We start from the raw sequence: 26,144 nt of genomic DNA, 5'->3' as shown, positions 1-26,144 counted from the left end.
GGATCAGTGCAGCACCTCGGGCCGGGACAGGGTCCAGACCGTGACCATCTCGTCCAGTCCCCGCACGGCCTGGGGCGCCTGGCGGAACAGCCCGTCGAGCGCCGGGTCGCCCGGCGTGGATTGCCCTTCAGCGCGCTGGCGCATCTGGTCGGAGAGCGCGATTTCGCAGACCAGCGGGCGGGTCAGCTTCTCGATCCGGCTGGCGACGTTGACGGTATTGCCCAGCACCGCGAATTCCAGACGGTTCGCCCCGATGTCGCCCAGCACGACGGGGCCGAAATGCAACCCGAAGCTGCCGAGAATGGGTGGCTCGCCTGCTGCGGCCCGCTCGGCGTTCCAGACCTGCAGCGAGTCGCGCATCGCGCGCACGCAGCGCAGCGCGTTGATGGCATCCTGTTCCGAGGGAAAGGGCGTTCCGAAGGTCGCCATCATCCCGTCGCCCAGATATTTGTCGAGCGTGCCGCCATGGCGGAAGACCTCGGCCTCCATCCGGGCATGAAACCCGCGCAGCGTGGCGATCACCTGTTGCGGATCGTGGGTGGCGGCGTAATGGGTGAAGCCGACGATATCGACGAACAGCACCGCGACGTCGTGGGTGCGCGTCTGTTTCAGCGGCTCGTCGTTCTGCGAGAGCTGCTCGACCACGTTGGGCGAGAAATAGCGCGAGAGGTTCTCTCGCTCGCGTTCCAGCCGGGCACTGTTCAGCAGCAACCGGCTGTAGCGGCGGACAGTCAGCGCCAGGATCAGGCTGACCAGCAGGAAAACCACCATTTCCTGAATGCGGAAGTTCAGCCGCAGCGAATTCGGGTCGAGGATCCTGGCCAGATCGGCGCGATCCCCCAGTGCCTGCGCAATGCCTTCGCTGAGGCCGGGCACCTGACGCCCGAACAGCCAGATTCCGCCCGCAACCAGCGCCCAGAGCGCGCCTGTCCACCAGCCGAAGGCCAGGATCGTGCGCCAGGAATAGGCCAGCGTGCCCGCCGCCAGCAGAACGTAGAAATAATCGAAACCGCCGAACTGGTGGATCGCCGCCGTTGGCCAGTCTTCCGGCGCGAAGGGGCTCGGGACCGCGATGATGAAGGTCATCAGCACGATGTCGAGCATGAGCACCAGCAGTTCGCGCCGCGACCGGCCCACCACGCCGACGCGCCGCTGGAGCCAGCCGACCCCGGCCATCGCCACCAGAAGCACCTCGTAATAGAGCATGTCCCACCGGGGGTTCAGGATCGGCAGCATCACGGCGACGACCGCAATGGCGACCCAGCGCGCATGGACGGCCAGGTGCAGCCCTTCCCGCTTGTGTCGCTCAAGCACGGCTTCGGTGTGCCGGTTCAGAGTCGAGGTGTCGCGGATCGGTTCATCGAGACCGGCAAGGACCGAGAACGGATTGAAAAAGCGTGCCATGCGGCGCCCCTTCGCTTGTGCGCACTGCCTAGATAGGCATCCCTTGCCCCATTTCATAGAAAAATGCCCCGCCGTTAAGGCGGGGCAGGTGAGTGCCATGTGTCAGGCCACAGGCACCGGCGGTAACATGCGAAACTTTTAGGGGTCTCAGTCCATCTCGGAGCGGATCTGCTGGCGCAGCACGTCGATGGGCACGTTCATCCCATCCTTGCGGAAGCTCCAGTAAGTCCAGCCGTTGCAGCTGGGGGCGCCTTCGAGATGGGCGCCGACCTGGTGGATCGAACCCCGCACGTCGGTGCCGATCAGCGTACCGTCCGCGCGCACCTTGGCGACCTGGCCGCGCGGGGAATAGAGCGCCTCGCCCGGGCGCAGCAGGCCGCGTTCGACCAGCTGGCCGAAGGGCACGCGCGGCTCGGCGCGCTTGCTGGCGGTGACGGCCAGCGCCTCGCGGTCGAACTTGCGCACATTGGCGATGCGGGCGGTCGCGGCCTTGCGGTATGCCTCTTCCCGCTCGATCCCGATATATTCGCGGCCCAGCATCTTGGCGACGGCGCCGGTGGTGCCGGTGCCGAAGAAGGGGTCGAGCACGACGTCGCCGGGGTTGGTGGTGCCGACCAGCACGCGGTGCAGCAGCGCCTCGGGCTTCTGCGTCGGGTGCGCCTTGTCGCCGTTGGCGTCCTTCAGGCGTTCATGCCCGGTGCAGAGCGGAATCACCCAGTCCGAGCGCATCTGGATACCTTCGTTGAGCGCTTTCAGCGCCTCGTAGTTGAAGGTGTATTTGGCGCCTTCGTCGCGGCTGGCCCAGATCAGCGTCTCGTGCGCATTGGTGAAGCGCTTGCCGCGGAAGTTGGGCATCGGGTTCGACTTGCGCCAGACCACGTCGTTCAGCAGCCAGTAACCCGCATCCTGCATCGCCGCGCCCACGCGGAAGACGTTGTGATAGGATCCGATCACCCAGATCGCGCCGTTCGGTTTCAGCAGGCGGCGCGCGGCCTTGAGCCAGGCGCGGGTGAAGGTGTCATAGGCCTCGAAGCTGGAAAACTGGTCCCAGTGGTCATCGACGGCGTCGACCTGGCTGTTGTCGGGGCGATGCAGCTCGCCCTTGAGCTGGAGGTTGTAGGGCGGGTCAGCAAAGATCAGGTCGATCGACCCGGCAGGCAGGCCGTTCATCACCTCGATGCAATCGCCATCGATAATCGTGTTCAACGGGAGCGCGGCTGCGCTCGTCTGTTTGGTCTTCGTCATCTTCTGCCTCTGTCCCGGGCGCTTTGCTGCGCTCTCGTGGTTGACAGCAGGATGAGTCATGACCGATTCGCCGTCAAATTCTTTTTTGAATCAACCGGTTATCGTTTTAACTTGATACAAGATATTGTGGACGGGCTTGAACGACCGCCGATGATGTGGGGTGACGCCGAGATTTTGCAGCGCCAAAGTGTGACATTTTGTTGGATAGCCGGCGTTGCGCTCCCAGCCGTAGCCGGGGTGCTGTTGCGCCAAATCCACCATGATCGCATCGCGCGCCGTCTTGGCCATGATCGAGGCCGCCGCAATCGACACCGACCGGGCATCGCCCTTGACCACGGCGAGCGCCGGAATGGTCAAGTCGCGGGGCAGCAGGTGGCCGTCGATGAGCAGGAAATCGGGGGCGGGATCCAGCATCCCCACCGCGCGCATCATGGCGAGGTGGCTGGCCCGCAGGATGTTCAATTCGTCGATCTCGGCGACGCTGGCATGAGCGATGGCGATCTGGGCGCGGGCGCGGATCGTCGTGGTCAGCGTGTCGCGCATGCGGGCGGTCAGCTTTTTCGAATCGTTCAGGCCATCGGGGATGACCGTCAGGTCGAGCACCGCCGCCGCCGCCGTGACCGGACCGGCCAGCGGGCCGCGCCCCACCTCGTCCACCCCCGCGATGCGGAGAAAGCCGCGGTCCATCGCGGCGCGTTCGAGGCTGTCGTCCGGGCAGGTCATGTGCCCTTGCTGGACCGAATCTGTGGGTCGATGCAAGGGGGCGGGCGCTGTGCGGTTCACACAAAAAAAGGGAGGGTCCGCGGACCCTCCCTTCACCGACGGCGCGAACCGATGCGCCGCCTCCGCAGGCTAGAAACGCGCCGTGCGGTATCCACGTTGTTGCAGGCAGAAGGGCTCGTAGCCGATGTGCACCGCGCCCCGATCGCCGCGGAAGCGATATTCGCAGGCGTTCGGCAGCGCCCGGGTATAGGCGTAGGTCCGGTTCATGCAGGCGTTGCCAAACAGCTGAACGGGCCGACCGTTTACCTGGAAATTGCGCAGGCAGCTTTGCGGCAGGTCAAATTTCGAGATCTGCGGCGGCAACGGGCGCGGATTGGGATAGGTCGGATAGGTCGGATGGCTGTAGATCGGCGGCCGCGGCTGGGTGTAGATCGGTGGGCGCGGCTGGGTATAGATGGGCCGCGTCGGATAGCGGTTGATCACGGTGGTCTGCTTCTTGCTGTCGTCGATGGCCTTGGCAATCAGCGCGAGGGCGGTGAAGCCGAGCAGCGCCTTGGCGATGTCGTCGCTGTCGGCCCGGGCGGGGGCGGTGAAGCCGGTCACGGCGACCGCAGCAGAGACGATCAGGGCGATGAACTTGCGGTGCATGGACGTTCCTTTCGAGGTTGGTGTGGCCGTGTCCGATCTGTCGTGACCGGCGATGACCCAAACTCTGGACCTGCCCCCCAGGACAGGCAATAACGGCGCCCTGTTATCGGATAACGATGTCGCAAACGCCTGTTGTCATTGAATATCCGCGCGGCCGGGCGCAGAGTGCCCGCATGAAGCACCTCATGCGAAATCTCATCCTTGCCGCCACGATGGCGCTGGCTCAGCCGGCCCTCGCGGCGGACTGTTACGCCGATTACAAGGCCAAGCAGGGCAACCCGCTGCGGCTTCATTACGGCGTCATGCAATTGCAGGGGGCGTGCCAGCAGGGCGCGGCCCGTGCCGAAGTTTCTGCCCGTCTGGCCGCCCAGGGCTGGACGCTTCTCAACGTGCTGTCGGTCTTCGGTCCCGAAGGTCTCAACGAAAGGAGAGCCAATGCCGGAGAGTTCTTTCTCCGCTTCTGACGCGCGGCGGTCGGGCAACCGGATTGTCGGCCTCGGGCTCACTGCCATTGTCGTGATCCTGGTCCTCGCCGGGGTTATGCTGCTGATCGCCCTGCCCGATGCCAACGCGTTCAACGCGCGGGTCGAACAGCTGTTCATCGCCAATGACGCGCTGACCGGTCAGGCCGAGATCAAGCTGCTGGAAATCCTCGCCCAGTCGGGGACTGCTTTTTCCGACACGCTGGCCGGCTACCGGATGGTCATTTTCGTGCTGATGATCTTCGCCACGCTGCTGCTGGTGGCGGCGCTGGTCTTTCTGGTCATGCTGGTGACGATGAACCGCCGGATGGGCGAGATCGAGCGGCAGGGGATCCAGGTCAACTCGCTGCTGATCAGCCGGGAGGAGAATACGGTCTATCTCAACAACTTCGGCTTCAAGCTGACGGCGGCGGCGATGGAGACGCTGGCGGTTCTGGCCGAGGCGCGGCTGGACGACGACGTGCTGTCGGGCGCGGAGATCGAATCGGTGATCTCGGGCAAGGACGCGTCGGATTGCGACGAGGCGGCGGGGGCGACGCGGATCAAGCGGCTGCGCGACACGCTGGGTAACCAGATGGTGAGCGAGCTGCTGGTCAAGAACATCGCGCGGCGCGGCTATATGCTGGCGATCGACAAGGATGTGATCCGGATGATCTGACCGGCGCGGAACCGCGCGGCGCCCCGCGCGGTTTTTCCCCGGTAAAACGGAGGATCACATCATGCCAGCCCAATCCAAGGCCCAGCAGAAAGCGGCGGGCGCCGCATTGTCCGCCAAGCGCGGCGAGACGAAGAAGAGCGAGCTTCAGGGTGCGTCGAAGGAGATGTACGAGTCGATGAGCGAGAAGGAACTCGAGGACTTCGCCTCGACCAAGCGCAAGGGGCTGCCCGAGAAGAAGGGCTGAAGGGGCGCGTTTTCCGGCACGGAAAACGGTCCGAAATCCGTGACGGATTTCGGTTCAGCCCGCCAGGCGCCGCAGGCCGTCGATGTCGAGCTGTCCCCTGGGGCCGATGCAGACCACGCCCTCGCGGGCTGTGTCGGCGGCCGATTCCGCGCTCCACTGGCGGCCGACGACGTGGATCAGTGCCATTCCGTCGGTGCCTCTGAGCCAGCCCTTGGCGCGCACGACTCCGTAGGGGCCTTCGGCGAGCGATTGTGCGAGGGCGGCGGCGTCGGTTCCTGCTGGCAGCGTGAGGACAACGCTCTCGAACAGATCGTCGGCATGATCGTGGGCATGGTCATGCGCAGGGGCCGGATGCGGGCCCATACCTATGACCGCGTCCAGCGGCACCTGCGCGTTCTGACAGGTGACCACCGCGGCCTGGGGGGCGAGCGTTTGCAGCCAGTCGGCCAGCCCTGCGGCGGCGAGATCGGCCTTGTTCAGGATCACGATGTCGGCCTGCGCCAGCTGACGGGTGATGGTGTCGCCGATATAGGCGTCCTCTGCCGCCGCGCGCACCCCGCCACCATCGGCAACGACCACGATGCCGTCGCAGCGCACCGAGTCGAGCAGCGCGGCCGTCGCCATGATCGACCCCGGGATCGCCACGCCCGAGCTTTCGATCAGCACGTGGTCCGGGGCGGGATCGAGCGCCGCGATCTGCATCAGCGCGGCGGTCAGGTCGCTGCCGAAGGAGCAGCAGACGCAGCCGCCGGCGATGGCGATCAGATCGCCCTCCTGCGCCTCGATCAGGTCGGCGTCGATGGGCAGCGCGCCGAATTCGTTGACCAGCACGGCCAGCCGCCGCCCGGCGGCATTGCGCAGCAGGTGGTTGACCAGCGTGGTCTTGCCCGCGCCGAGATAGCCGCCGATCACCGTGACCGGCAGGCGGCTCACAGCGCGCTCGCCGCGAAGATCCGGCCGCCCTGCACGGTGCCCCAGACCGGCACGTCCTTGAGCGCCATCGGATCGACCTCGGTCGGGTCCTGTTCCAGCACGGCGAAATCGGCGCGTTTGCCGGTTTCGATGCTGCCGATCTCGCCGTCGAGGTGCAGCGTGTAGGCTGCACCGAGGGTGACCGCGCGCAGGGCATCGTCGACGCCGATCCGTTCGTGTTCGCCCTGCACCCGGCCCGAGGCGGTGATGCGGTTGACCGCCGCCCAGGCGGTGAAGAGCGGGCCGAGCGGCGTGACCGGCGCGTCGGAGTGGATGGTCATCGGCACGCCCTGTTCCAGCGCGGTGCGGCAGGCGTTCATGCGGGTGGCACGCTCGGGGCCGACGGTCAGGCGGTAGTGTTCGTCGCCCCAGTAGAAATGGTGGTTGGCAAAGAGGTTGACGCACATGCCCAGCGCCTTCATCCGGCGGAACTGGGCGGTATCGGCCAGCTGGCAGTGTTGCAGGGTGAAACGGTGATCGCGGCTGGGGTGCTTCTGCAGCGCTGGGCCCAGCGTGTCGAGCGCCAGTTCGGTGGCCTGATCGCCGTTGGTGTGGGTGTGCACCTGGATGCCTGCATCGAGCGCATGGGCGTAGATTTCCGCCAGCTGCTCGGGGGCGACATACCACAGGCCGTTTTCCGCGCCGTTGTAGTAGCCCGGCCATTTCATCCGGGCGGAAAAGCCCTGGATCGAGCCATCGGCGACAACCTTGATGCGGCCCAGCCGGCAGCGGTCGGTGGCCAGGCCCTTGAGCCGGATGACCTCGGCCACGAGGTCCTTGGGCGGCAGGCCGAGGAAAAAGCGCAGCGGGACGACGCGGGCGGGGTATTTCGCCTCGCCCGTCACGCGCAGCATCATCTCGACCGTTTCGGGCTCGAGCCGCGAGGCGAGGTCGGTCACGGTGGTCACACCGGTGCGCACGCAGAGCTTGGCGAAGTCGCGCAGGCCCTGTTCGTCGCAATCCATCAGCGAGCGGTCGAAGCCGACATGCGGGCCGACCGGGGTCATCACCTCGGGGCCTTTCAGTTCGCCCGTCGGATAGCCGTCTGGGCCAAGGGGGATGCCGGGGTGATTGATACCGGTCTTCATCAGCCCGGCCAGTTCCAGCGCCTTTGTGTTCACGTTCAGGATGTGGCCCGAGGCGTGCATCACGCCGATGGGCCGGCTGGGCGAGACCGAGTCGAGATGTGCGCGGTTGACGCGCTGGTTGTTCATGTAGATCGGGTCGAGGCCCCAGCCGCAAAGGGGCGCTTCGCCGTCAAGTTCGGCCTCGGCCACGCGCAGCCGGTCGAGCACGGCGTCGATGGTCTTGAGCCCGTCCCAGGACTTGCCGGCCGGATCCATCCGGTCGAACCAGCCGAGGTAGGTGTAGCGCCAGAGCGAGCCTTCGGAGGTATGCGCGTGGCCCTCGACCAGACCGGGCATCAGCACCTTGTCGGCGAACCGGTCGTCCAGCGTATAGTCGCCCCAGCCTTCCAGCTCTTCCAGCGTGCCGGCGCCCAGGATGCGCCCGTCGCGCACCGCGACGTGGGTGGCGCGCGGGCGGGCCGGGTTCATGGTGAGGATGGATTTAGCGGAATAGACGGTGATGCCGGCCACGGATATCTCCTGGGTTATCTGTTGCAGGGGAGCCTAGGCCGCTTCCCATGCAAGGAAAAATGGTTTTATCTGGCCAACATCCGCGAATTTCTGGTGGAATGGTGCCCCGATGAACTTCACGCTGAAACAACTCCGCTATGTCGAGGCCGCCGGGCGGCTTGGCTCGATTGCCCGCGCGGCCGAGGAAATGGCGATCTCGCAATCGTCCATCACCGCCGCCATCGACGCGTTGGAGCACTCGCTGGACTACGATCTGTTCGTGCGCACGCCGGCCAAGGGCATCCACGCGACCCCGGCGGGTCTCGAGGCCCTGCAGATGGTGCGCGCCTTCCTGAACCATTCACGCCATTTCGAGGCCGACCTGCAATCGGTGGGCGGCGACGAAACCGGCGTTGTGCGCATCGGATGCTATGGGACGGCCGCGCCGGCCTTCCTTCCGCCTATTTTGAAGGCAATGAAGGATCGCCGACCCAATATCACGGTGGATGTGCTGGAAGGCGACATGGCCACGGTCGTCGATTACCTGCGCGACGGGAAGGCGGATCTGTCCTTCACCTATGAGATGGGGCTCGATTCGGGCCAGCAGTTCGAACCGCTGTTCAACGCCGCGCCCTATGCGCTGATCTCGACTGACGACCCGATGTCGGACCTGCCCGGGGTCACCTATGCGCAGCTGTCGCGCCGCACGATGGTGATGCTGGACCTGCCCTATGCGCGCGAGTATTTCAGCACGCTGTTCTCGCGCCGCGGGTTGAAGCCGATGATCGGCCACGCCACCCGGTCGGCCGATTTTGCGCGGGCGCTGGTGGCGGGCGGGTTTGGCTATACCATCCTGAACATCCGCCCGCCCGGCTTCGAGGGCGCCAAGAGCGCCTATCGCGCGTTGCCGATTTTGGACGAGACCGAGGCCCCGATCTTTGGAATCGCCACCATGCGGCAGACCCGGCAGCCGCGTACCATCCGCGCCTTCATCCGCACCTGTATCGAATTGCGCGACGCCGGAGCCTTCATCCCGCTTACGGTTACGGCACCTCCGCCCGCTTCCGCCAAAAAAGCCACCAATAGTCCGCATTAAAACTGTTTTATGGGGGAACGGGGCTGGTCTAGGCTTTCTCCAATAAGAAAAATTCAAACGACCAACACGGAGGACGACGCCACGTGCGACACATGTTCAAACAATTCCTGACAGCGACCGCCGCTGCGGCGCTTCTGGCCACTTCGGCCCTTGCCGACGAGCCCAAGCGCGGCGGCACGCTGGTGACGGTCATCACCTCGACGCCCCGCGTGCTGAACCCGGCGGTGCAGTCAGGCATCGCCACCGGCTTTCCGGGGGCGCAGCTCTTCGCCTCGCCGCTGCGGTATGACGACAGCTGGACGCCGCAGCCCTATCTGGCCAAGAGCTGGGAGGTCAGCGAAGACGGGCTGCACGTGACGCTGCATCTGGTCGAGAACGCCACCTTCCACGACGGCCATCCGATCACTTCGGAAGACGTCGCGTTTTCGGTGGATATCATCAAGGAATATCACCCGTTCAAGTCAATGTTCGCGCCGGTGACCTCGGTCGACACGCCGGATGAACACACGGCCGTCATCAACCTGTCCAAACCGCACCCGGCGCTGATGCTGGCAATGTCGGGGCAGCTGATGTCGATCATTCCGAAGCACATCTATGGCGACGGGCAGGACCCGAAGAACCACCCGCGCAACAACGTCGATGTGGTCGGCTCGGGCCCGTTCAAGCTGGTCGAGTTCAAGAACGGCGAGCACATCATCCTCGAGCGTTATGACGGTTTCTTCATGGAAGGCCGCCCCTATCTCGACAAGATCGTGATGCGGATCATGCCCGACAGCTCGGCCCGCGCGATTGCGCTGGAGAACGGCGAGCTCATGCTGGCCGCCTTCGAGGCCGAACCGACGCTGATCCAGCGCCTGTCCAAGGTGAAGGGGCTGAACATCACCAACAAGGGCTATGGCGGCATCGGCCCGATCGACTGGCTGGCGATCAACACCACGCGCGGCCCGCTGAAAGAGGTGAAGGTGCGTCAGGCGATTGCCTATGCGATCGACAAGGATTTCATCCTGAAGGCGATCCTGCGGGGCACGGCGACCGAGGCCAAGACGGGCATTCACCCGGACAGCCCGCTGTACGATGCGGATGTGAACAACTATCCGTTCGACCTCGACAAGGCCAATGCGCTGCTGGACGAGGCCGGTTTCCCGATGAAGGACGGCAAGCGGTTCGACATCACGCTCGAGCTGGCGCCCTTCCCGGGGTACAAGCCGGCGACGGAATACATCAAGCAGGCGCTCTCCAAGGTCGGGATCAACGTGACGATCCATTCCTCGGCCGACTTCCCGAGCTGGGCCAAGCTGATGGGCACGCTGGACTACGACATGTCGCTGGATTCGGTCTATAACTGGGGCGACCCGGTAATCGGGGTGAACCGGACCTACATGAGCGACAACATCGGCAAGGGCGTCTGGTCGAACACGCAGGGCTATTCGAACGCCCGGGTGGACGAGCTGCTTGCCGAGGCCGGCACCGAGAACGACCCCGAGAAGCGCAAGGCGCTGTACAAGGAGTTCCAGGAGATCGTCGCCGAAGAGGTTCCGATCTACTTCCTGAACGCGGTGCCGATGCACACGATCTATTCCGACAAGGTGGGCAATCCGCCGATGGGCATCTGGGGCACCAGCTCGCCCATCGACATGACCTATCTCAAGGACTGATCCGTCCCTTTGCCCCGCGGCGGCTTTGCACGCCGCGGGGTCCAGCCAGACCAAGAAGGATCCGCCCTTGGACCAGCTCAGATCGACCCTGATCCGGCTTGCTTATGCCGTGATCCTTCTGCTGGCGGTACTCGTTCTCAACTTCACGATGCTGCACCTCGCCCCGGGCGATGTGGCCGATACCATCGCACAGTCGATGGGGGGCGCGGACGAGACCATTCTGAACCGCATTCGCGCCGACTATGGCCTTGACCAGCCCTTTCTGGTGCAGCTCGGCCGTTATATCTTCCGGGTGCTGCATTTCGACCTTGGCTATTCGTTCTTCTACAACCAGCCGGTCACCAGCCTGATCCTGGAGCGTCTGCCCGCAACCCTCCTGCTGGTGCTGTCGGCGCAGATCCTGGCGCTGCTGGTCGGTGTGGTACTGGGCGTCTTCTCGGCCCGGCGGCCGAACGGCATCCTCAGCCACTTCGTCACCTTCTTTGCCCTCTTCGGCTATTCCGCCCCGGTGTTCTGGACAGGGATCCTGCTGCTGATCGCCTTTTCGCTGAAGATCCAGTGGTTCCCGGTCGCGGGGATGCAGGATGTGACCATCGAAGGCGGTTTCTTCGCCCATGCGCTGGACATCGCGCGCCATCTGGTGCTGCCGATGATCACGCTCGCCTCGATCTTCCTTGCGCTTTATTCGCGCCTGGCGCGGGCCACGATGATGGAGGTGCTGGGGTCGGACTATGTGCGCACCGCAAAGGCCAAGGGGCTGACGATGCGCGACGTGGTCTACAAGCACGCGCTGAAGAACGCGCTGTCGCCCGTCATCACGCTGGCGGGGCTGCAGTTCTCGGCGGTGGTGTCGGGTGCGGTGCTGGTCGAGACGGTGTTTTCCTGGCCCGGTCTCGGCACGCTGGCCTTCCAGTCGATCATCGCCCGTGACACGCCGACGATCCTCGGCATCCTGTTCTTCTCGGCGCTGGTGGTGATTGTCGGCAATATCCTGACCGACCTCGCGCTGCGCCTGGTCGATCCCCGCATCGGAGGACGCAGATGAGCGACGCCCCCGCCCTGCCCGAGGAAACCGTCGAAAAGGCCCGGCCGCCGATTGCCGAGGCCTGGGAGATGTTCCGCAAGAACCACGCCGCCGTGGCCGCGCTGATCGTGCTGATCCTGATCGTGCTGGCCGCGATCTTCGGCCCGGCGCTGTATGGCACCGATCCCTTCGACATGGTCTGGGCGCCCTTCTCGCCGCCCGGGGCGGACGGGTTTCTGCTGGGCACCGATTACCTTGGCCGCGACCTGACCGCGCTGATCCTGTCGGGGGCGCGGGTGTCGCTGGTGATCGGGCTGGCCGCGGCGCTGGTCTCGGTCTTTATCGGTGTGACCGTGGGCGCGCTGGCCGGCTTCTATCGCGGGGTGGTCGAGGAAGTGCTTATGCGCATTACCGAGTTCTTCCAGGTGCTGCCGACGCTGCTGTTCTCGATGGTCATCGTGGCGCTGTTCGGCGCCTCGCTGCCGATGATCACCTTCGCCATCGGCGTGGTGAGCTGGACCGCCGTGGCGCGGATCACCCGGGGCGAGTTCCTGCGCATTCGCGAGCTGGAGTATGTTACCGCGAGCCGCGCCTCGGGGGCATCGAACCTCAAGCTGATGTTCAAGGTCATCCTGCCGAACGCGCTGACGCCGATCATCGTGCAGTCGGCGCTGATGGTGGGCGGCGCGATCCTGTTCGAGGCGGGGCTGTCGTTCCTGGGCCTGACCGACCCGAACGTGGTGAGCTGGGGCCAGATCATCGGATCGAACCGCACCTATATCCTTGAATCGCCCTTCACCGTGACGATTCCTGGTCTCGCGATCTTCATCACCGTGCTGGCGATCAGCCTTGTCGGCGACGGGCTGAACGACGCGCTGAACCCCAAGCTGAGGCTGCGCTGATGACCGAACCGCTTCTCAAGGTCGAGAACCTGCGCATCGAGCTGAAGACCCGTGGCGGCGTTGCCCCGGTGATCGACGACCTGTCCTTTGACCTGATGCCGGGCGAGAATATCTCTTTCGTCGGCGAATCCGGCTGCGGCAAGTCGATGACGGCGCTCGCGATCATGGGGCTGCTGCCCGAGGGGATCGGGCGCGTGGCCTCGGGGCGGATCCTGCTGGACGGGGAGGATCTGACGACGGCCAGCGAAAGCCGCCTGCGCGACATTCGCGGCAACGAGATCGGCATGATCTTCCAGGAGCCGATGACCTCGCTGAACCCTGTGTTCACTGTGGGCGAACAGATCGCCGAGGTGCTGCGCGCGCATCAGGGGCTGTCGGCCAAGGCGGCGTGGGATCAGGCGGTCGCGCTGCTGGACGCGGTGCGCATACCCAACCCGAAATCACGCGCCTCGGCCTATCCGTTCCAGATGTCGGGCGGTCAGCGGCAGCGGGTGATGATCGCCATGGCGCTGGCCTGCAAGCCCAAGATCCTGATCGCGGACGAGCCGACGACGGCGCTGGATGTGACCGTTCAGGCGCAGATCTTCGACCTTCTGCGCGATCTCAGGGCGCAGACCGGCACCTCGATCATCCTGATCACCCACGACATGGGCGCGGTGGCCGAAATGGCCGAGCGGATGATCGTCATGTATGCCGGGCGCAAGGCCGAGATCGGACCGGTGGAGCAGATCATCGACCATGCCCGCCATCCCTATACGCGGGGCCTGATCTCTTGCGTGCCGCATATCCTGTCGACCGTCACCGAGGAACGCCACGATCTGACCGAGGTGCCGGGCATCGTGCCTTCGTTGCGCGATTTCGGGCAGAACCGCTGCCTGTTTGCCTCGCGCTGTTCGCATCGGACGCAGGAGTGCCTGGACCAGCGGCCCCCGGCAAAGGTCTTTGCCAACGGCCAGATCGCCGATTGCTGGCACGCGGAGGCGATGTGATGGGCGATCTGCTGAATGTCGAGAACCTGTCGGTGCGTTTCGAGGTGAAACGCGGCGGCGCCTTTGGCAAGAAGAGCTATCTGCAGGCGGTCGACGACATCTCTTTCGCACTGAAGCAGGGCGAGACGCTGGCCATCGTCGGCGAATCCGGGTCGGGCAAGACCACCGCCGCCCTGGCAGTGGCGCGGCTGGTCAATGCCTGGCGCGGCAAGGTGATGCTGGACGGGCAGGACATCCTGCCGCTGGAGGGCGCGGCGCTGCTGAAGGCGCGCCGGCGGGTACAGTTCATCTTCCAGGACCCCTATTCCAGTCTCAACCCCCGGCAGCGGGCCGAGGCCATCGTCAAGGAACCGCTGGACAGCCTATCGGACAAGCCCGAGGCGGAAAAGCAGGAGATCGTCGCGCGGCTGTTCAAGGCCGTGGGCCTGCGCCCGGAACAGCAGCGGCTGTTCCCGCACCAGTTCTCGGGCGGGCAGCGCCAGCGCATCGGCATCGCCCGCGCCCTGGCGACCCAGCCCGAACTTATCATCTGCGACGAGCCGGTCTCGGCGCTGGACGTGGCGGTGCAGGCGCAGATCCTGAACCTGCTGCGGCGGTTGCAGAAGGAATTCGGGCTGACCTATCTGTTCATCAGCCACGACCTTGGCGTGGTGCAGCACATGAGCGATTCCATCGCCGTGATGTATATGGGCAAGATCGTCGAACACGCTGACCGCATCAGCCTGTTTTCGAACCCGCTGCATCCCTACACGGTGGCCCTGCTCTCGGCCGTGCCTTCGGTGGACAAGACGCGCCGGGCGGCGACGAAACGCATCCTGATCCCCGGCGATCCGCCCGACCCGATCAACCCGCCCAAGGGCTGCCGGTTCGCGACCCGCTGTCCGGTGGCGCAGGAGCGCTGCCGCGAGACTCCGCCGCCGCTGCGCGAGGTGCGCCCCGGGCACCGCATCGCCTGCCATCTGGTCGACGAGTCCGCAGTTTCGCCGCTGGCCTGACCCGCGCCGCCACCAACGTAAGGCTTGGATCGCAACGGTTTTTGCGCCTATATCTGGGCAACGGCCGGGCGCGGAGCTGCCCAGAGGAAGCCGGACAGCGAACGCCACCCGAACCCGTGGAACGCCAGATGGACGCGGCAGAACCAGCGCCTGATCAGAACGGCCAGCCCGTCGATGTCTTCATCATCGGCGGGGGCATCAACGGCTGCGGCATCGCGCGCGACGCCGCCGGGCGCGGGCTGAGCGTCACGCTGGCCGAGATGAACGACCTGGCCTCGGCCACTTCGTCGGCTTCGACCAAGCTGTTTCACGGGGGCCTGCGCTATTTGGAGTTCTTCGAGTTCCGTCTGGTCCGCGAGGCGCTGCGCGAACGCGAGGTGCTGTTGCGCGCGATGCCGCATATCAGCTGGCCGATGCGCTTTGTGCTGCCCTATGCCAGCGACATGCGGTTCGAGAGCGACACGCCCACCTCGCGGCTGATGACGCTGTTCATGCCCTGGATGAAGGGCCGCCGCCCCGCCTGGCTGATCCGGCTGGGGCTGTTCCTGTACGACAATCTGGGCGGGCGCGAGATTTTGCCGGGCGCAAGCTCGATCCGCCTGCCCGGCACTGCGGAAGGCGCGCCGCTGGATGACCGGTTCGTGAAGGCTTTTGAGTATTCGGACTGCTGGGTGCAGGATTCCCGCCTTGTCGTGCTGAACGCGCGCGACGCCGCCAATCGCGGCGCGCGGATTATGCCGCGCACGCGGGTCGTCTCGGCCGAGCGGACCTCGGGGCTTTGGAGCATTCACCTGCGTCACGCGGACGGCGCCACCGAAACCGTGCAGGCCCGCGCGCTGGTCAATGCCGGCGGGCCCTGGGTGTCCGACGTGATCCAGCACACGCTGAAGATCAATTCGCGCGAGAGCATCCGTCTGGTGCGCGGCAGCCATATCGTGACGCGGCGGCTTTACGATCACGACAAATGCTATTTCTTCCAGGGCACCGACGGGCGGATCATCTTCGCCATTCCCTACGAGGACGATTTCACCCTGATCGGTACCACCGACAACGACCACCCCGACCCGGATGTGCCACCGGTCTGCACCAAGGAAGAGGCCGATTATCTGCGCAACTTCGCCAACGGCTATTTCAAGGCGGACATCCGGCCCGAGGATATCGTCTGGACCTATTCCGGGGTGCGGCCGCTCTATGACGACGGCGCCTCTTCGGCCACGGCGGCGACACGGGAATATGTGCTGAGCCTGGATGAAAACGGCGCGCCGCTGCTCAATGTTTTTGGCGGCAAGATCACCACCTATCGCCGGCTGGCCGAGGCGGCGATGGCGCGGCTGCTGCCCGCCTCCTTTCCGGGCGCGCCTGGGGCCTGGACCGGGTCCACTTCCCTGCCCGGCGGCGCGTTTCCGGTCGATGGAGCGGCCGCGCTGGCCGAAGGGCTGCGGCGCGACTATCCCTTCCTCACCGCGGCCTGGGCGCGCCGGCTGGTGCGGACCTACGGGACCGAGGCGCGCGCGATGCTGGGCGATGCGAAAGACGCGGGCGACCTCGGGCAGGATTTCGGAGCGACCCTCACCGCCGCCGAGATCGACTGGCTGATGCGCCAGGAATGGGCCCGCACCGCCGAGGACGTGCTGTGGCGGCGCACCAAGCTGGGCCTGCACCTGGGCGCCGATGCGGTGGCGCGCATCGAGGCGTATATGGCGGGCTGAGCGACGCTTGCCCTTTATGGCCCGGCGCAGATTTTGCGCGCCGATCCCATCGACAAACCCGCCGGTTCTGGCGAGTGTGGGGCGGACTGACAGGGAGCCGACCGCATGACTGCGACCGAGACCGCCACGCCGGAACTCCTGCCGCTTGGGCAGGACGGGGTGCTGGTGCGCTTCTCGCGCACCGCATCGGGCGCGGCAACCGGCGCGGTGATCGCGTTTGCCGCCGACCTGCGCGACGACCTTCCCGACGGCGCGGTGGAGATCGTGCCCTCGCTCACCTCGGTTCTGGTGCGGTTCGATCCCGGCGCGATCGCCCGCCCGGCGCTGGTGCAGCTGCTCGACAGACGCGCCCGCGCCCGCGACTGGCTGGCCGCGCCGCTGCCCACGCCGCCCCGGCGCTGGAACGTCCCGGCCACCTTTGGCGGCGAGGCCGGGCCGCAGCTGGCCGAATTCGCCAGCCTTGCCGGCCTTAGCGAGACCCGCGCCGTGCAGGAGGCGACAGAGGCCGACCTGCGCGTCCTGGCCATCGGCTTTACCGCGGGGCTGCCCTATCTCGGCCTGCTGCCCGCCCATTGGGACGTCGCGCGGCAGGCGGAACTGACGCCGCAGGTGCCCGCCGGAACCGTGGCGGCCGCGGTGCGGCAACTGGTGATCTTTCCCGCCGACAGCCCCACCGGCTGGCGGCGGATCGGGCGCACCGCCTTCCGCCCCTTTCTGCCGTCCCGCGCCGAACCCTTCCTGCTGCGCGCCGGCGACGCGCTGCGGCTGGTGCCGGTCTCGGCCAGTGAGATGGCGGCGCTCGAGGATGCAGACGGCATCGGCGGCGCGACCTGCGAGGTGCTGTCGTGAGGGGCTGTCTCGCACGTCGGGGAAATGGAGCCACCGCATGGCCGTGCTGACGCTCCATCGCGCGGGGCCCGCGCTCAGCATCCAGGACCTCGGCCGCCCCGGGCATGTCGCCGAGGGCCTGTCGTCCGGCGGCGCCGCCGACCGGCTGGCGCTGTTCGAGGCGGCTGCCCTGCTGGACCTGCCCGCGGTTGTTCCGGCCATCGAGATGGCCTCGCTGGGCGGACGGTTCTCGGTCGATGCACCGATGCGGGTGGCGCTGACCGGCGCGCCGATGAAGGCGACGCTGGACGGGGCGGCGGTGCCCTGGCCCTCGTCGCTGCTGCTGCAGCCGGGACAGATGCTCGACATCGGCGGGGCGACGGCGGGGGTCTATGGCTATCTGACGCCGGCCGGCGGCATCGCCGAGGCGGAATGGCTGGGCAGCCGCGCGGCGCATCTGGTCATCGGCGTCGGCCGGCTGCTGGCCACGGGGGACAAGCTGACGCTGGGCGACGATCCCGATCCGGGGGCGGCGGGGCGGACGCTGGACGCGGACCCGCGGTTCAGCGGCGGCACGCTGCGGCTGATGCCGGGGCCGCAGACCGGGCTGTTCAGCGACCGGACGCTCGACCGCATCCAGTCCACCCAATTCACCCGCTCCGGTCAGGCCAACCGGCAGGGTATCCGGCTGGACCACGAGGGCGCGCCCTTCCCGGCCGATGCCGCCAAGGGGCTGGCCTCGGATTTCATCCTGACCGGCGATGTGCAGATGATCGGTGACGGGACGCCTTTCGTGCTGATGGCTGAGTGCCAGACCATCGGCGGCTATCCCCGGATCGGCACGGTGATCCCCGAGGACGTGGCGAAGATCGCGCAGGCGCCGCTGGGCGCGCCGTTGCGGCTGTCGCTGATCCCGCTCGAGGCCGCCGACGCGCTCTGGACGACCGATGCCGACCGCCTGCGCGCGCTGCGCCGACGCGTGCGGCCGCTGATCCGCGACCCCCGCGACATCCCCGACCTTCTGGGCTATCAGCTGATCGGCGGCGTGACCCGGGGCGACGAGCTTGACCGAAAGGACAACCGATGAAGACAATCGACCTGAATGCCGACATGGGCGAAAGCTTTGGCCCCTGGCCGATGGGCGACGATGCCGCCCTGCTGAGGATCGTCACCTCGGCCAATATCGCCTGCGGCTGGCATGCGGGCGACGCCGATACGATGGCAAAGACGATGAAACTGGCGGTCGAGAACGGCGTCGGCATCGGCGCGCATCCCGGGTTCGCCGATCTACAGGGGTTCGGGCGCCGCCGCATTCCGCTGAGCGACACCGAACTCGCCAATCTCGTCACCTATCAGCTGGGCGCCGCCCAGGCGATGGCGCGGGCGGCGGGCGGTCGTGTGCGGCACCTCAAGCTGCACGGCGCGCTGTCGAACATGTCCTCCGAGAATGCCGCGATGGCGCGGGTCTGCTACGAGGCCGCGCTGCGCGTCGATCCGGACCTCGTGATCATGGTGCTTGCCGCCACTGCGCAGGAACAGGTGGTGCGCGACCTCGGCTGCAACTGGGCGGGCGAGATCTTCTCGGACCGCGCCTATAACGACGACGCCACGCTGGTCGACCGCAAGCTGCCCGGTGCGATGATCCATGGCGCCGAGACCGCCGCCACGCGCATCCTGCAGATGCTGGAGGAACAGGCGATCATCGCGGTGTCGGGCAAGCGGATTCCGACGCGGATCGACACCATCTGCCTGCATGGCGACGGCCCCGAGGCGCTGGACATTGCGCGCGGGCTGCGCTCGCGGCTGGAAGCGGCGGGATATGCCTTGAAACCGCTCTGAGCGCCTGCAGCTTCCTCTTGCTGCAAATATCCTCGCCGAAGGCCACGCGCCGCAGGCGCGTTCACCGCGCGACGCCGGTGTTCAGGGCGGATCTTGCCGCGCCGCGTCAGCCCTTGCCCTTCCAGGGCACCAGGATCCGTTCGGCCCAGCGCATCAGCATGTCGATGCCGAAGCCGATCACGCCGATCAGGATGATCCCCATGATCACGATGTCGGTCGACTGGAACTTGGCGGCCGCGACGATCATCTTGCCGATGCCCTTCTCGGCCGCGACCAGTTCGGCCGCGACGACCGTGCCCCAGCAGACCCCCATCGCCACCCGCGCGCCGGTGAAGATCTCGGGCAGCGAGTTCGGGATGATCACGTGGCGCAGGATCTGCACCTTGCTCGCGCCCAGCGAATAGGCGGCGTGGACCTTCGAGATCTTCACCCCGCTGACGCCCGAGCGCGCCGCGATGGCCATGATCCAGAGCGCGGCGAGGAACAGCAGGATGATCTTGCCCTGCTCACCGATCCCCGCCCAGATAATCACCAGAGGGATGAGGGCCAGCGGCGGCACCGGCCGCATGAACTCGACGATCGGGTCGAACCAGCCGCGGAACCAGTCGCTGAGGCCCATGGCATAGCCGAGCGGGATGCCGACGATGGCGCCCAGCAGGAAGCCGACGATCACGCGGAACAGTGAATAGCTCAGATGCTCGGCCAGGGTCACGTTCTGATAGCCATCGCGCCAGATGGTGATCAACCGGTTCCACACGGCCTCGGGCGCAGGCAGCCAGATTTCCTCCATCTGCATCCCCTGCGCGGGCACCACGTTCAGCGTGCCCTTGTCGGTCAGCGCCACGCGGCCGATGGCGGTTTCGACCTCGCCGCCGGGGCTGACCGGCTTGCCATCGATGGCGACGATCTTCGCGCCATCGCTCCGGGTCACCTCGTCATTGCCGTCCCAGACCAGGAGCTTGCTGCGATAGGCCTGCAGCGAAAGCGAATCGTCCTTGGCAAAGCCGTCACCGGGCGGCACCTCGGCCGGCTGGATCACGCCATCCTTGCCGAAGACGATCACGTCGACCCGCGCGTCGTCGCGGGTGCCGTCCGGCGCCTCGGCGGTATAGGTGAAGCTGCCCTCGCCGATGAAGGGGCCCGGCGCGTGCATGAACTTCGGCAGGAGGGCCGAGCCGGTGAACGCGCCCCAGAGCACGAAGACGGCGACCACCGAGATCACCGAGGCGACGGTGTTCGAGACCACCGCGCTTTCGTCGCCGAAGGTCACGGTCTTGAGCGAGGTGAAATCGTGCCGCGGCGTGAGCATGCGTTTGACCAGCCGCCAGACCAGCGCCAGCAGCAGTATCAGCACGACATATCCGATCAGGAACGGTGCGGCGCGCAGCAGTCCCAGACCCAGTTGCGCCAGTTCGTGGCCGAGATCGCTGATAATCATCGTCTCACTCCTCCGCGCCCGGCTGGCCCATGATCTCTTCTTCCATGTCCCAGATCATGCTCAGGATCTCCTCGCGGCGGGCCGCGAACTCGGGGTGTTTCTTGACCTGCCGCAGGTCCTTGCCGACGCCAAGCTCGGCAAAGGGCAGGCGATATTCCTTGTGGATGCGTCCGGGGCGCGGCGCCATCACCAGCAGCCGCTCGCCCAGAAGCAGCGCCTCCTCGACCGAGTGGGTGATCAGGATGATGGTCTTTCCGGTCTCTTTCCAGAGCTTCAGCACCAGGCTTTGCATCTTCTCGCGCGTCAGCGCGTCCAGCGCGCCCAGCGGTTCGTCCATCAGGATCACGTCGGGATCGTTGGCCAGGCAGCGGGCCAGCGCCACGCGCTGCTGCATCCCGCCCGACAGCTCGTAGACCGCCTTTTCCTTGAAATCCTTCAACCCGACGACATCCAGCAGATGATCGACGATCTGCTTTTTCTCGCCCGCCGGCATCCCTTTCATCGAGGGGCCGAAGCCGACATTCTCGCGCACGTTCATCCACTCGAACAGCGCGCCCTGCTGGAACACCATGCCGCGTTCCGCCGCCGGTCCCTTGACCTCGTGCCCGTTCAGCACGATCCGCCCCGAGGTCGGCGCCAGGAAACCGGCAACGATGTTCAGCAGGGTCGTCTTGCCGCAGCCCGAGGGGCCCAGAACGCTCAGCAGTTCGCCTTCCGCGAGCGAGAGCGAAACGTCCTTCAACGCCTGCACCGATGCGCCGCCCGGCAGGTCGAAGCGCATGGAAATGTTTTCGATCGCGAGTCCGCTCATCGTTCCGTCTCCGGGGGGAAATTCGCGCGGCGCAAAACTTTTCAAAAAGTTTTGCCAAAAGTCTCGCAGAGACTTTTGGACCGCCCGATGGGGCCGGACGGGCCGTGCCCGCCCGGCGATCTTGCTTACATGCCCTGCGCGGCCTTCAGCGGCCCGAGGTTCACGTTGCCTTCATAGCTCGGCTTGGCCTCGGGGATCGAGCCGGCCGAGACGAAGACATCGGCCACGCCCTTCATGAACTCCTGCGCCCCGCCGCCGAGCCATTTGGCGCCCAGCTGGTCGTCCACGGTCGGGAAGATGAAGCCGGCCAGCGTCTCTTCCGCCGCCTTGTCGTCCATGCCTGCGTCCTTGGCGATCACCGGCAGCATCTCGGCGCGCTTGCTTTCGTCGGCCCACATGGCGTTGGCATCGGCCGTCACCTTGAGGAACTTGGCCACCAGATCGCCGTTCTCGGCCACGAAGGCCGCCGGAGCGCTGGTCACGTCGAAGACGAGAATGCCCAGGTCTTCCTTCTCGGCGCCGGTCAGCAGCACGTTGCCATGTTCCTTGGCACGGCGCAGCGCCCCGCCCCAGCCGCAGAACATGTCGACCGCGCCCTGGGCGAAGGCCGCCGCGCCGTCGGGCGGCGCCATGTCGACGATCTCGAGGCTGGCGAGGTCGACACCGAAGTGGTTCATCTGCTTGAGGAAGCCGTAATGCGCGGCGGTGCCCAGGGGCACCGAGACCTTCTTGCCGGCCAGTTCCTTGGCGCTGGTCTTGTCGATTTCCAGCCCGCTTGCCACCACGCAGTTGTCGTTGTCCGAATAGGACACGGCCACGTCGATGATCTGCAGGTCCTGCCCCGCCGAGGTCGCAACCACGAAGGGCGGTACGCCCTGGCTGACGCTGATCTGCACGTCGCCGCTCGCCATTGCGGCGCTCATGGCGGTGCCGGTGTCGAAGCTGACCCAATTCACCTTGGTGCCGAGCGCCTCGTCATAGGTGCCCATCACCTTGGCGTATTCGAAGGGCATCGGCCATTCGAGGAAATAGCCCACCGTGATATCGGCCATCGCCGGAGCGGCGCCCGCGATCATCGCGGCCGCAGCCACGGCGCCCATGAGTTTCTGCTTCACTGTCATGTCGATCGTCTCCCTTTTGTCCGCGCGTGCGGAACGTCTGAATTCCCCTGCGGTCTCGCGCCGCTTCAGAGTGTCAGGCGGCCAGAGAAATTCCGGCCCGGCTGTCACATCCGATCCGACCTGAAATCGATTGGCCGATCAATCATTTTTCTGCGCGCCGGGGCTGGAAATTTCCGATCCACGGGCGCTCTATCGCTCTCCTGCCACGATGGATTATGACGGGGATTCAAGGAATTGCGTTGTAGCGCCTGACCTTGCGGCACTCCGCTGGCCGGAATTTGGACATACTGGAGCACAACATCTGGCCCTATAACCCGTCCAGATTTCTGGCATTGATAAATGTGGCAGCCCGCCCTGGACCCGCCGAGGGCGAAGGGTATGGTATCTCCTGTTCCCCTTCTTCCGAAAGGCCCGCCTCATGCACGGCACATTCAGCGAAAACGACATCAGTCATGTGGTCGAGGCCGACAAGGCCCACGTCTGGCACCACCTGAGCCAGCACAAGCCCTACGAGACCTCGGACCCGCGCATCATTGTCGAGGGCAAGGGGATGCGCGTCTGGGACCAGCACGGGCGTGAATTCCTCGATGCCGTCTCGGGCGGGGTCTGGACTGTCAACGTCGGATACGGCCGCGAGCGGATCGCCAATGCGGTGCGCGACCAGCTGATCAAGCTGAACTATTTCGCCGGCTCCGCGGGCTCGATCCCGGGCGCGCTCTTCTCGGAAAAGCTGATCGAGAAGATGCCGGGCATGAAGCGGGTCTATTACACGAACTCCGGATCCGAGGCCAACGAGAAGGCCTTCAAGATGGTGCGCCAACTCGCGCACAAGAAATTCGGCGGCAAGAAATACAAGGTGCTCTACCGCGAGCGTGACTATCACGGCACCACCATCGGCGCGCTGTCGGCCGGCGGTCAGGACGAGCGCAACGCGCAATATGGACCTTTCGCGCCGGGCTTCGTGCGGGTGCCGCACTGCCTGGAATACCGCGCCTTCGAACAGGACGGCGCACCGAAGGAGAATTACGGCGTCTGGGCCGCCGACCAGATCGAGAAGGTGATCCTGGCCGAGGGGCCGGACACCGTGGGCTCGATCTGCCTCGAACCGGTCACCGCCGGCGGCGGCGTCATCACCCCGCCCGATGGCTATTGGGAGCGGGTGCAGGAGATCTGCGCGAAATACGGCGTGCTGATCCATATCGACGAGGTGGTCTGCGGCGTCGGGCGGACCGGCACCTGGTTCGGCTATCAGCATTACGGGATCAAGCCGGACATGGTGACGATGGCCAAGGGCGTCGCCTCGGGCTATGCGGCCATCGCCTGCCTGGTGACGACCGAGGATGTCTTCGATCCGTTCAAGGACAATGCCGAGGATCCGCTGAACTATTTCCGCGACATCTCGACCTTTGGCGGCTGCACCGCCGGGCCGGCGGCGGCGCTGGAGAACCTGGCGATCATCGAGGAGGAGAACCTGCTCGAGAATACCACCGCCATGGGCGAACGCATGATGGACAACCTGAACGCGCTGATGGACAAGCACAAGGTGATCGGAGAGGTGCGGGGCAAGGGGCTGTTCCTGGGGGCCGAACTGGTGGCCGACCGCGACACCCGGCAGCCCGCGGCCGAGAAGATGGTCGCCGCCGTGGTGGGCGACTGTTCGGCGCAGGGGGTCATCATCGGCATGACCAACCGCTCGATCCCGGGCAAGAACAACACCCTCTGCTTCTCGCCCGCGCTGATCTCGACCAAGGACGATATCGACCAGATCACCGGGGCCGTGGACAAGGCGCTGACCAAGGTCTTCGGCTGATTTTCGAGGGCCGAGTCAGGCGTCCCAGCTGGGACGGGGGGTCAAGTCCCTGATTTCGCAGGGTTTTCGTCGAGTGACCTTTTTGGGGGGCATTCGGGAGAGCCTGGCGGAGAGGGTGAGTGGCGCCCTTTCGGAGGGATTTGGGAAGGAGAGAAGCCGGGGGGTGCCCCGGCTTTTTTGTTGGGGGGGGGTGGTGGAGGCTTCCGGAAGTTCGCTGCGTTTCGAACCAAGGGATCCAATGCGGCCGATTTGAAGGTCGCGGCGGTGGCGAAAGCCATGCTACGGTATCTGCAATATTCAGTTTCTAAGGGATCATATTGATGACAACACTGCGCCCGCAGCCGAAGCCCGACAGCCGCAAGTATCAGGATCTTATTGCTGACATCGAGAAGGGCGTCATCAAGATTCCGAAATTTCAACGCGAGTTTGTGTGGCCGATTGAGAAGACCGCAGCCCTCTTGGATAGCATTGTTAAAGGCTACCCAATCGGCACCTTTATCCTATGGAAGACCAATCAGCGTATGGCGGATGTGAAGGACGTGGGCAATATTTCCCTACCTGCCACGCCTGATGACCGGCAAGTCGAATACGTCCTCGACGGGCAGCAGCGAATGACCTCGTTGTTCGCTGCATACCGAGGCGCGCAGATACCGCGGGCTGGGTCAAAGAAGGTGACCGACTTCGTTGAGATTTACGTTAACCTCGACCCGACACTGCCGGATGACGCCCAGATCGTGGTTCACGCGTTGCCAGATGATCCGCACAAGTGCGTATCTCTGAAAGATGTACTGTCACTGAACCGTCAGGTCGAAAAGCGGCTTGTCGCCAATCTTGGATTGACCGATGACGACCTCGACATCGCCGACAAATTTAAACAGGCTTTTGCAACGTATGACTTTAGCCTGGTCACACTTACGCGCGAAGACATTGACAGCGCGATTGAGGTTTTCACACGCATCAACACTGGTGGTTCGGTCCTCACGCTGTTCGAGATTATGGTCGCAAAGACCTACGACGAAGAAAAGAAGTTCGACATGCAGGTCGAATGGCAGAAGGTCGAAAGCGATTTGGAAGAGGTCGGTTACGACGGGGTCTCGCCCTCCACTATCCTCCAACTTCTGGCTCTTGTCTTGGCCGGCGAAGCGAAGCGGGCTACCATCCTCGGCCTGGACAAGGTGAAGGTCATAGATACTTGGCCAAAGGCGGTTAGCGCTATTTAGAGTGCCGTGGACCATTTTCGGACCGCATATCGAATTCCCGTGTCTGCACTGCTTCCTTACGATTCATTAATTGTTCCTTTCGCTTACTGGTTTTATATCAAACGCCATGAGCCGTCGGGTGACGATCACCTGCGTATGAGACAATTCTTCTGGCGCTCGGCTCTCAGCTTTCGCTATTCATCAGCCGTGGAATCGAAACTCGCAGCGGATAAGCGTGCGATTGACGATATCATCGCCGGGGGTTCAGGAACTTGGGACATTCCCGTCAATATAGACGGCACAGAAGGTCTGATCGGGACGAATTTCGCGACAGGAAACTCTCTTTGCAAGGCGATCCTTTGCCTGCTTGCATTCGAGCAGCCCCGCAACTTCCACAACGACGGAACGGTCCTGCTGGACAATAGCTATCTTAAGATTGCCTCCTCCAAGAACTTCCACCATTTCTTCCCGAAGGATCACCTGCGCACGAACGGCGTAGGAGATGCTAATTCGGTCGTGAACATCACCTTGATCGGAGCCGATCTGAACAAACGTCAGATCAATGCGAAGCCACCTAAGGTCTACATCCCAAAGTTCCAAGCCACAAACCATGTGATGGACGCCACGCTCGCGACACACTTAATCGATAGGCAGGGCATGGGCATCGATGAAGACGATTACCGAACCTTTTTGGAAGCCCGTGCTGCGAAGTTATGGACAAAAATCAACGAGCGAATTCATCCTACGCTTTCATCCGCGACAGCGTCTTAGTGTT

The 26,144-nt window shown here is 65.0% G+C and carries 25 protein-coding genes; 16 read left to right on the top strand and 9 right to left on the bottom strand.

Annotated elements, in window-relative coordinates; genetic code table 11:
- Positions 1–3 precede the first annotated feature (3 nt).
- The 4 genes from ACFO5X_RS23155 to ACFO5X_RS23140 all read right to left on the bottom strand — a co-directional run bounded on the left by ACFO5X_RS23155 (position 4) and on the right by ACFO5X_RS23140 (position 4,020).
- A complete protein-coding gene (locus ACFO5X_RS23155; RefSeq protein WP_380722034.1) occupies positions 4–1,404 on the bottom strand; it encodes an adenylate/guanylate cyclase domain-containing protein in 1,401 nt (466 codons plus the stop codon).
- 147 nt (positions 1,405–1,551) lie between these two features.
- Positions 1,552–2,649: a site-specific DNA-methyltransferase gene (locus ACFO5X_RS23150; RefSeq protein WP_380722032.1), complete on the bottom strand. Its 1,098-nt coding sequence runs from the start codon at positions 2,647–2,649 to the stop codon at positions 1,552–1,554.
- A gap of 90 nt (positions 2,650–2,739) precedes the next feature.
- Positions 2,740–3,372 (bottom strand): ribonuclease HII, encoded by a 633-nt coding sequence (locus tag ACFO5X_RS23145; RefSeq protein ID WP_380722030.1) that lies wholly within the window; start codon positions 3,370–3,372, stop codon positions 2,740–2,742.
- A gap of 129 nt (positions 3,373–3,501) precedes the next feature.
- Positions 3,502–4,020 (bottom strand): hypothetical protein, encoded by a 519-nt coding sequence (locus ACFO5X_RS23140; RefSeq protein ID WP_380722028.1) that lies wholly within the window; start codon positions 4,018–4,020, stop codon positions 3,502–3,504.
- Positions 4,021–4,205: 185 nt separating this feature from the next.
- On the opposite strand from ACFO5X_RS23140, the gene ACFO5X_RS23135 reads away from it, so the two are divergent.
- From ACFO5X_RS23135 to ACFO5X_RS23125, 3 genes are all read left to right on the top strand, one after another.
- The gene (locus ACFO5X_RS23135) at positions 4,206–4,484 is read left to right on the top strand and encodes a hypothetical protein (protein WP_380722026.1); all 279 of its coding nucleotides are present in this window, start codon (positions 4,206–4,208) and stop codon (positions 4,482–4,484) included.
- Positions 4,456–5,160 (top strand): winged helix-turn-helix domain-containing protein, encoded by a 705-nt coding sequence (locus tag ACFO5X_RS23130; RefSeq protein ID WP_380722024.1) that lies wholly within the window; start codon positions 4,456–4,458, stop codon positions 5,158–5,160. The genes ACFO5X_RS23135 and ACFO5X_RS23130 overlap by 29 nt, the downstream gene beginning before the upstream one ends.
- Before the next feature lie 61 nt (positions 5,161–5,221).
- Positions 5,222–5,404 (top strand): DUF3008 family protein, encoded by a 183-nt coding sequence (locus tag ACFO5X_RS23125; protein ID WP_380722022.1) that lies wholly within the window; start codon positions 5,222–5,224, stop codon positions 5,402–5,404.
- Positions 5,405–5,458: 54 nt separating this feature from the next.
- On the opposite strand, the gene ACFO5X_RS23120 is transcribed toward ACFO5X_RS23125, so the two are convergent.
- Together ACFO5X_RS23120 and ACFO5X_RS23115 are read right to left on the bottom strand one after the other, a co-directional pair.
- Positions 5,459–6,337, bottom strand: coding sequence for a CobW family GTP-binding protein (locus ACFO5X_RS23120; protein ID WP_380722020.1), 879 nt, complete (start codon positions 6,335–6,337; stop codon positions 5,459–5,461).
- Positions 6,334–7,974 (bottom strand): amidohydrolase, encoded by a 1,641-nt coding sequence (locus ACFO5X_RS23115; protein WP_380722018.1) that lies wholly within the window; start codon positions 7,972–7,974, stop codon positions 6,334–6,336. The genes ACFO5X_RS23120 and ACFO5X_RS23115 overlap by 4 nt, the downstream gene beginning before the upstream one ends.
- Before the next feature lie 109 nt (positions 7,975–8,083).
- Between ACFO5X_RS23115 and ACFO5X_RS23110 the strand changes: the two genes are divergently transcribed.
- From ACFO5X_RS23110 to ACFO5X_RS23065, 10 genes are all read left to right on the top strand, one after another.
- Positions 8,084–9,049, top strand: coding sequence for a LysR family transcriptional regulator (locus tag ACFO5X_RS23110; protein WP_380722016.1), 966 nt, complete (start codon positions 8,084–8,086; stop codon positions 9,047–9,049).
- Between the two features lie 92 nt (positions 9,050–9,141).
- Positions 9,142–10,704, top strand: coding sequence for an ABC transporter substrate-binding protein (locus tag ACFO5X_RS23105; protein ID WP_380722014.1), 1,563 nt, complete (start codon positions 9,142–9,144; stop codon positions 10,702–10,704).
- 67 nt (positions 10,705–10,771) lie between these two features.
- On the top strand, positions 10,772–11,749 hold the full coding sequence (locus ACFO5X_RS23100; protein WP_380722012.1) for an ABC transporter permease: 978 nt from the start codon (positions 10,772–10,774) through the stop codon (positions 11,747–11,749).
- Positions 11,746–12,630, top strand: a complete 885-nt coding sequence (locus tag ACFO5X_RS23095; protein ID WP_380722008.1) for an ABC transporter permease — start codon at positions 11,746–11,748, stop codon at positions 12,628–12,630. Before ACFO5X_RS23100 ends, ACFO5X_RS23095 begins: the two co-directional genes overlap by 4 nt.
- On the top strand, positions 12,630–13,619 hold the full coding sequence (locus ACFO5X_RS23090) for an ABC transporter ATP-binding protein (RefSeq protein ID WP_380722005.1): 990 nt from the start codon (positions 12,630–12,632) through the stop codon (positions 13,617–13,619). Before ACFO5X_RS23095 ends, ACFO5X_RS23090 begins: the two co-directional genes overlap by 1 nt.
- Positions 13,619–14,614 (top strand): ABC transporter ATP-binding protein, encoded by a 996-nt coding sequence (locus ACFO5X_RS23085; RefSeq protein ID WP_380722003.1) that lies wholly within the window; start codon positions 13,619–13,621, stop codon positions 14,612–14,614. Before ACFO5X_RS23090 ends, ACFO5X_RS23085 begins: the two co-directional genes overlap by 1 nt.
- Before the next feature lie 128 nt (positions 14,615–14,742).
- The gene (glpD, locus tag ACFO5X_RS23080; RefSeq protein WP_380722001.1) at positions 14,743–16,323 is read left to right on the top strand and encodes a glycerol-3-phosphate dehydrogenase; all 1,581 of its coding nucleotides are present in this window, start codon (positions 14,743–14,745) and stop codon (positions 16,321–16,323) included.
- A 105-nt stretch (positions 16,324–16,428) separates the two neighbouring features.
- A complete protein-coding gene (locus ACFO5X_RS23075; RefSeq protein ID WP_380721999.1) occupies positions 16,429–17,172 on the top strand; it encodes a 5-oxoprolinase subunit B family protein in 744 nt (247 codons plus the stop codon).
- A gap of 37 nt (positions 17,173–17,209) precedes the next feature.
- Entirely contained in the window at positions 17,210–18,238 is a 1,029-nt protein-coding gene (locus tag ACFO5X_RS23070) for a 5-oxoprolinase subunit C family protein (RefSeq protein ID WP_380721997.1), read from the top strand.
- The gene (locus tag ACFO5X_RS23065; protein WP_380721995.1) at positions 18,235–18,990 is read left to right on the top strand and encodes a LamB/YcsF family protein; all 756 of its coding nucleotides are present in this window, start codon (positions 18,235–18,237) and stop codon (positions 18,988–18,990) included. Before ACFO5X_RS23070 ends, ACFO5X_RS23065 begins: the two co-directional genes overlap by 4 nt.
- Positions 18,991–19,096: 106 nt before the next feature.
- Here the strand turns inward: ACFO5X_RS23065 and ACFO5X_RS23060 are convergent, their stop codons facing one another.
- The 3 genes from ACFO5X_RS23060 to ACFO5X_RS23050 form a co-directional block, all read right to left on the bottom strand.
- Entirely contained in the window at positions 19,097–20,428 is a 1,332-nt protein-coding gene (locus ACFO5X_RS23060; protein WP_380721993.1) for an ABC transporter permease, read from the bottom strand.
- Between the two features lie 4 nt (positions 20,429–20,432).
- Complete coding sequence (locus tag ACFO5X_RS23055; RefSeq protein ID WP_380721991.1) at positions 20,433–21,239, bottom strand: taurine ABC transporter ATP-binding protein; 807 nt, start codon at positions 21,237–21,239, stop codon at positions 20,433–20,435.
- 125 nt (positions 21,240–21,364) lie between these two features.
- Entirely contained in the window at positions 21,365–22,360 is a 996-nt protein-coding gene (locus ACFO5X_RS23050) for a taurine ABC transporter substrate-binding protein (RefSeq protein WP_380721989.1), read from the bottom strand.
- Between the two features lie 418 nt (positions 22,361–22,778).
- On the opposite strand from ACFO5X_RS23050, the gene ACFO5X_RS23045 reads away from it, so the two are divergent.
- The 3 genes from ACFO5X_RS23045 to ACFO5X_RS23035 all read left to right on the top strand — a co-directional run bounded on the left by ACFO5X_RS23045 (position 22,779) and on the right by ACFO5X_RS23035 (position 26,140).
- Entirely contained in the window at positions 22,779–24,170 is a 1,392-nt protein-coding gene (locus ACFO5X_RS23045; RefSeq protein WP_380721987.1) for an aminotransferase family protein, read from the top strand.
- A 320-nt stretch (positions 24,171–24,490) separates the two neighbouring features.
- A complete protein-coding gene (locus tag ACFO5X_RS23040; RefSeq protein ID WP_380721985.1) occupies positions 24,491–25,390 on the top strand; it encodes a DUF262 domain-containing protein in 900 nt (299 codons plus the stop codon).
- 39 nt (positions 25,391–25,429) lie between these two features.
- A complete protein-coding gene (locus tag ACFO5X_RS23035) occupies positions 25,430–26,140 on the top strand; it encodes a hypothetical protein (RefSeq protein ID WP_380721983.1) in 711 nt (236 codons plus the stop codon).
- Positions 26,141–26,144 lie beyond the last annotated feature (4 nt).

The organism is Seohaeicola nanhaiensis, assembly GCF_042654245.1.
Classification (GTDB): Bacteria; Pseudomonadota; Alphaproteobacteria; order Rhodobacterales; family Rhodobacteraceae; genus Seohaeicola_A; species Seohaeicola_A nanhaiensis.
Note: the sequence above shows the minus strand (reverse complement) of the source record. Positions and strands in the feature narration are given on the sequence as shown.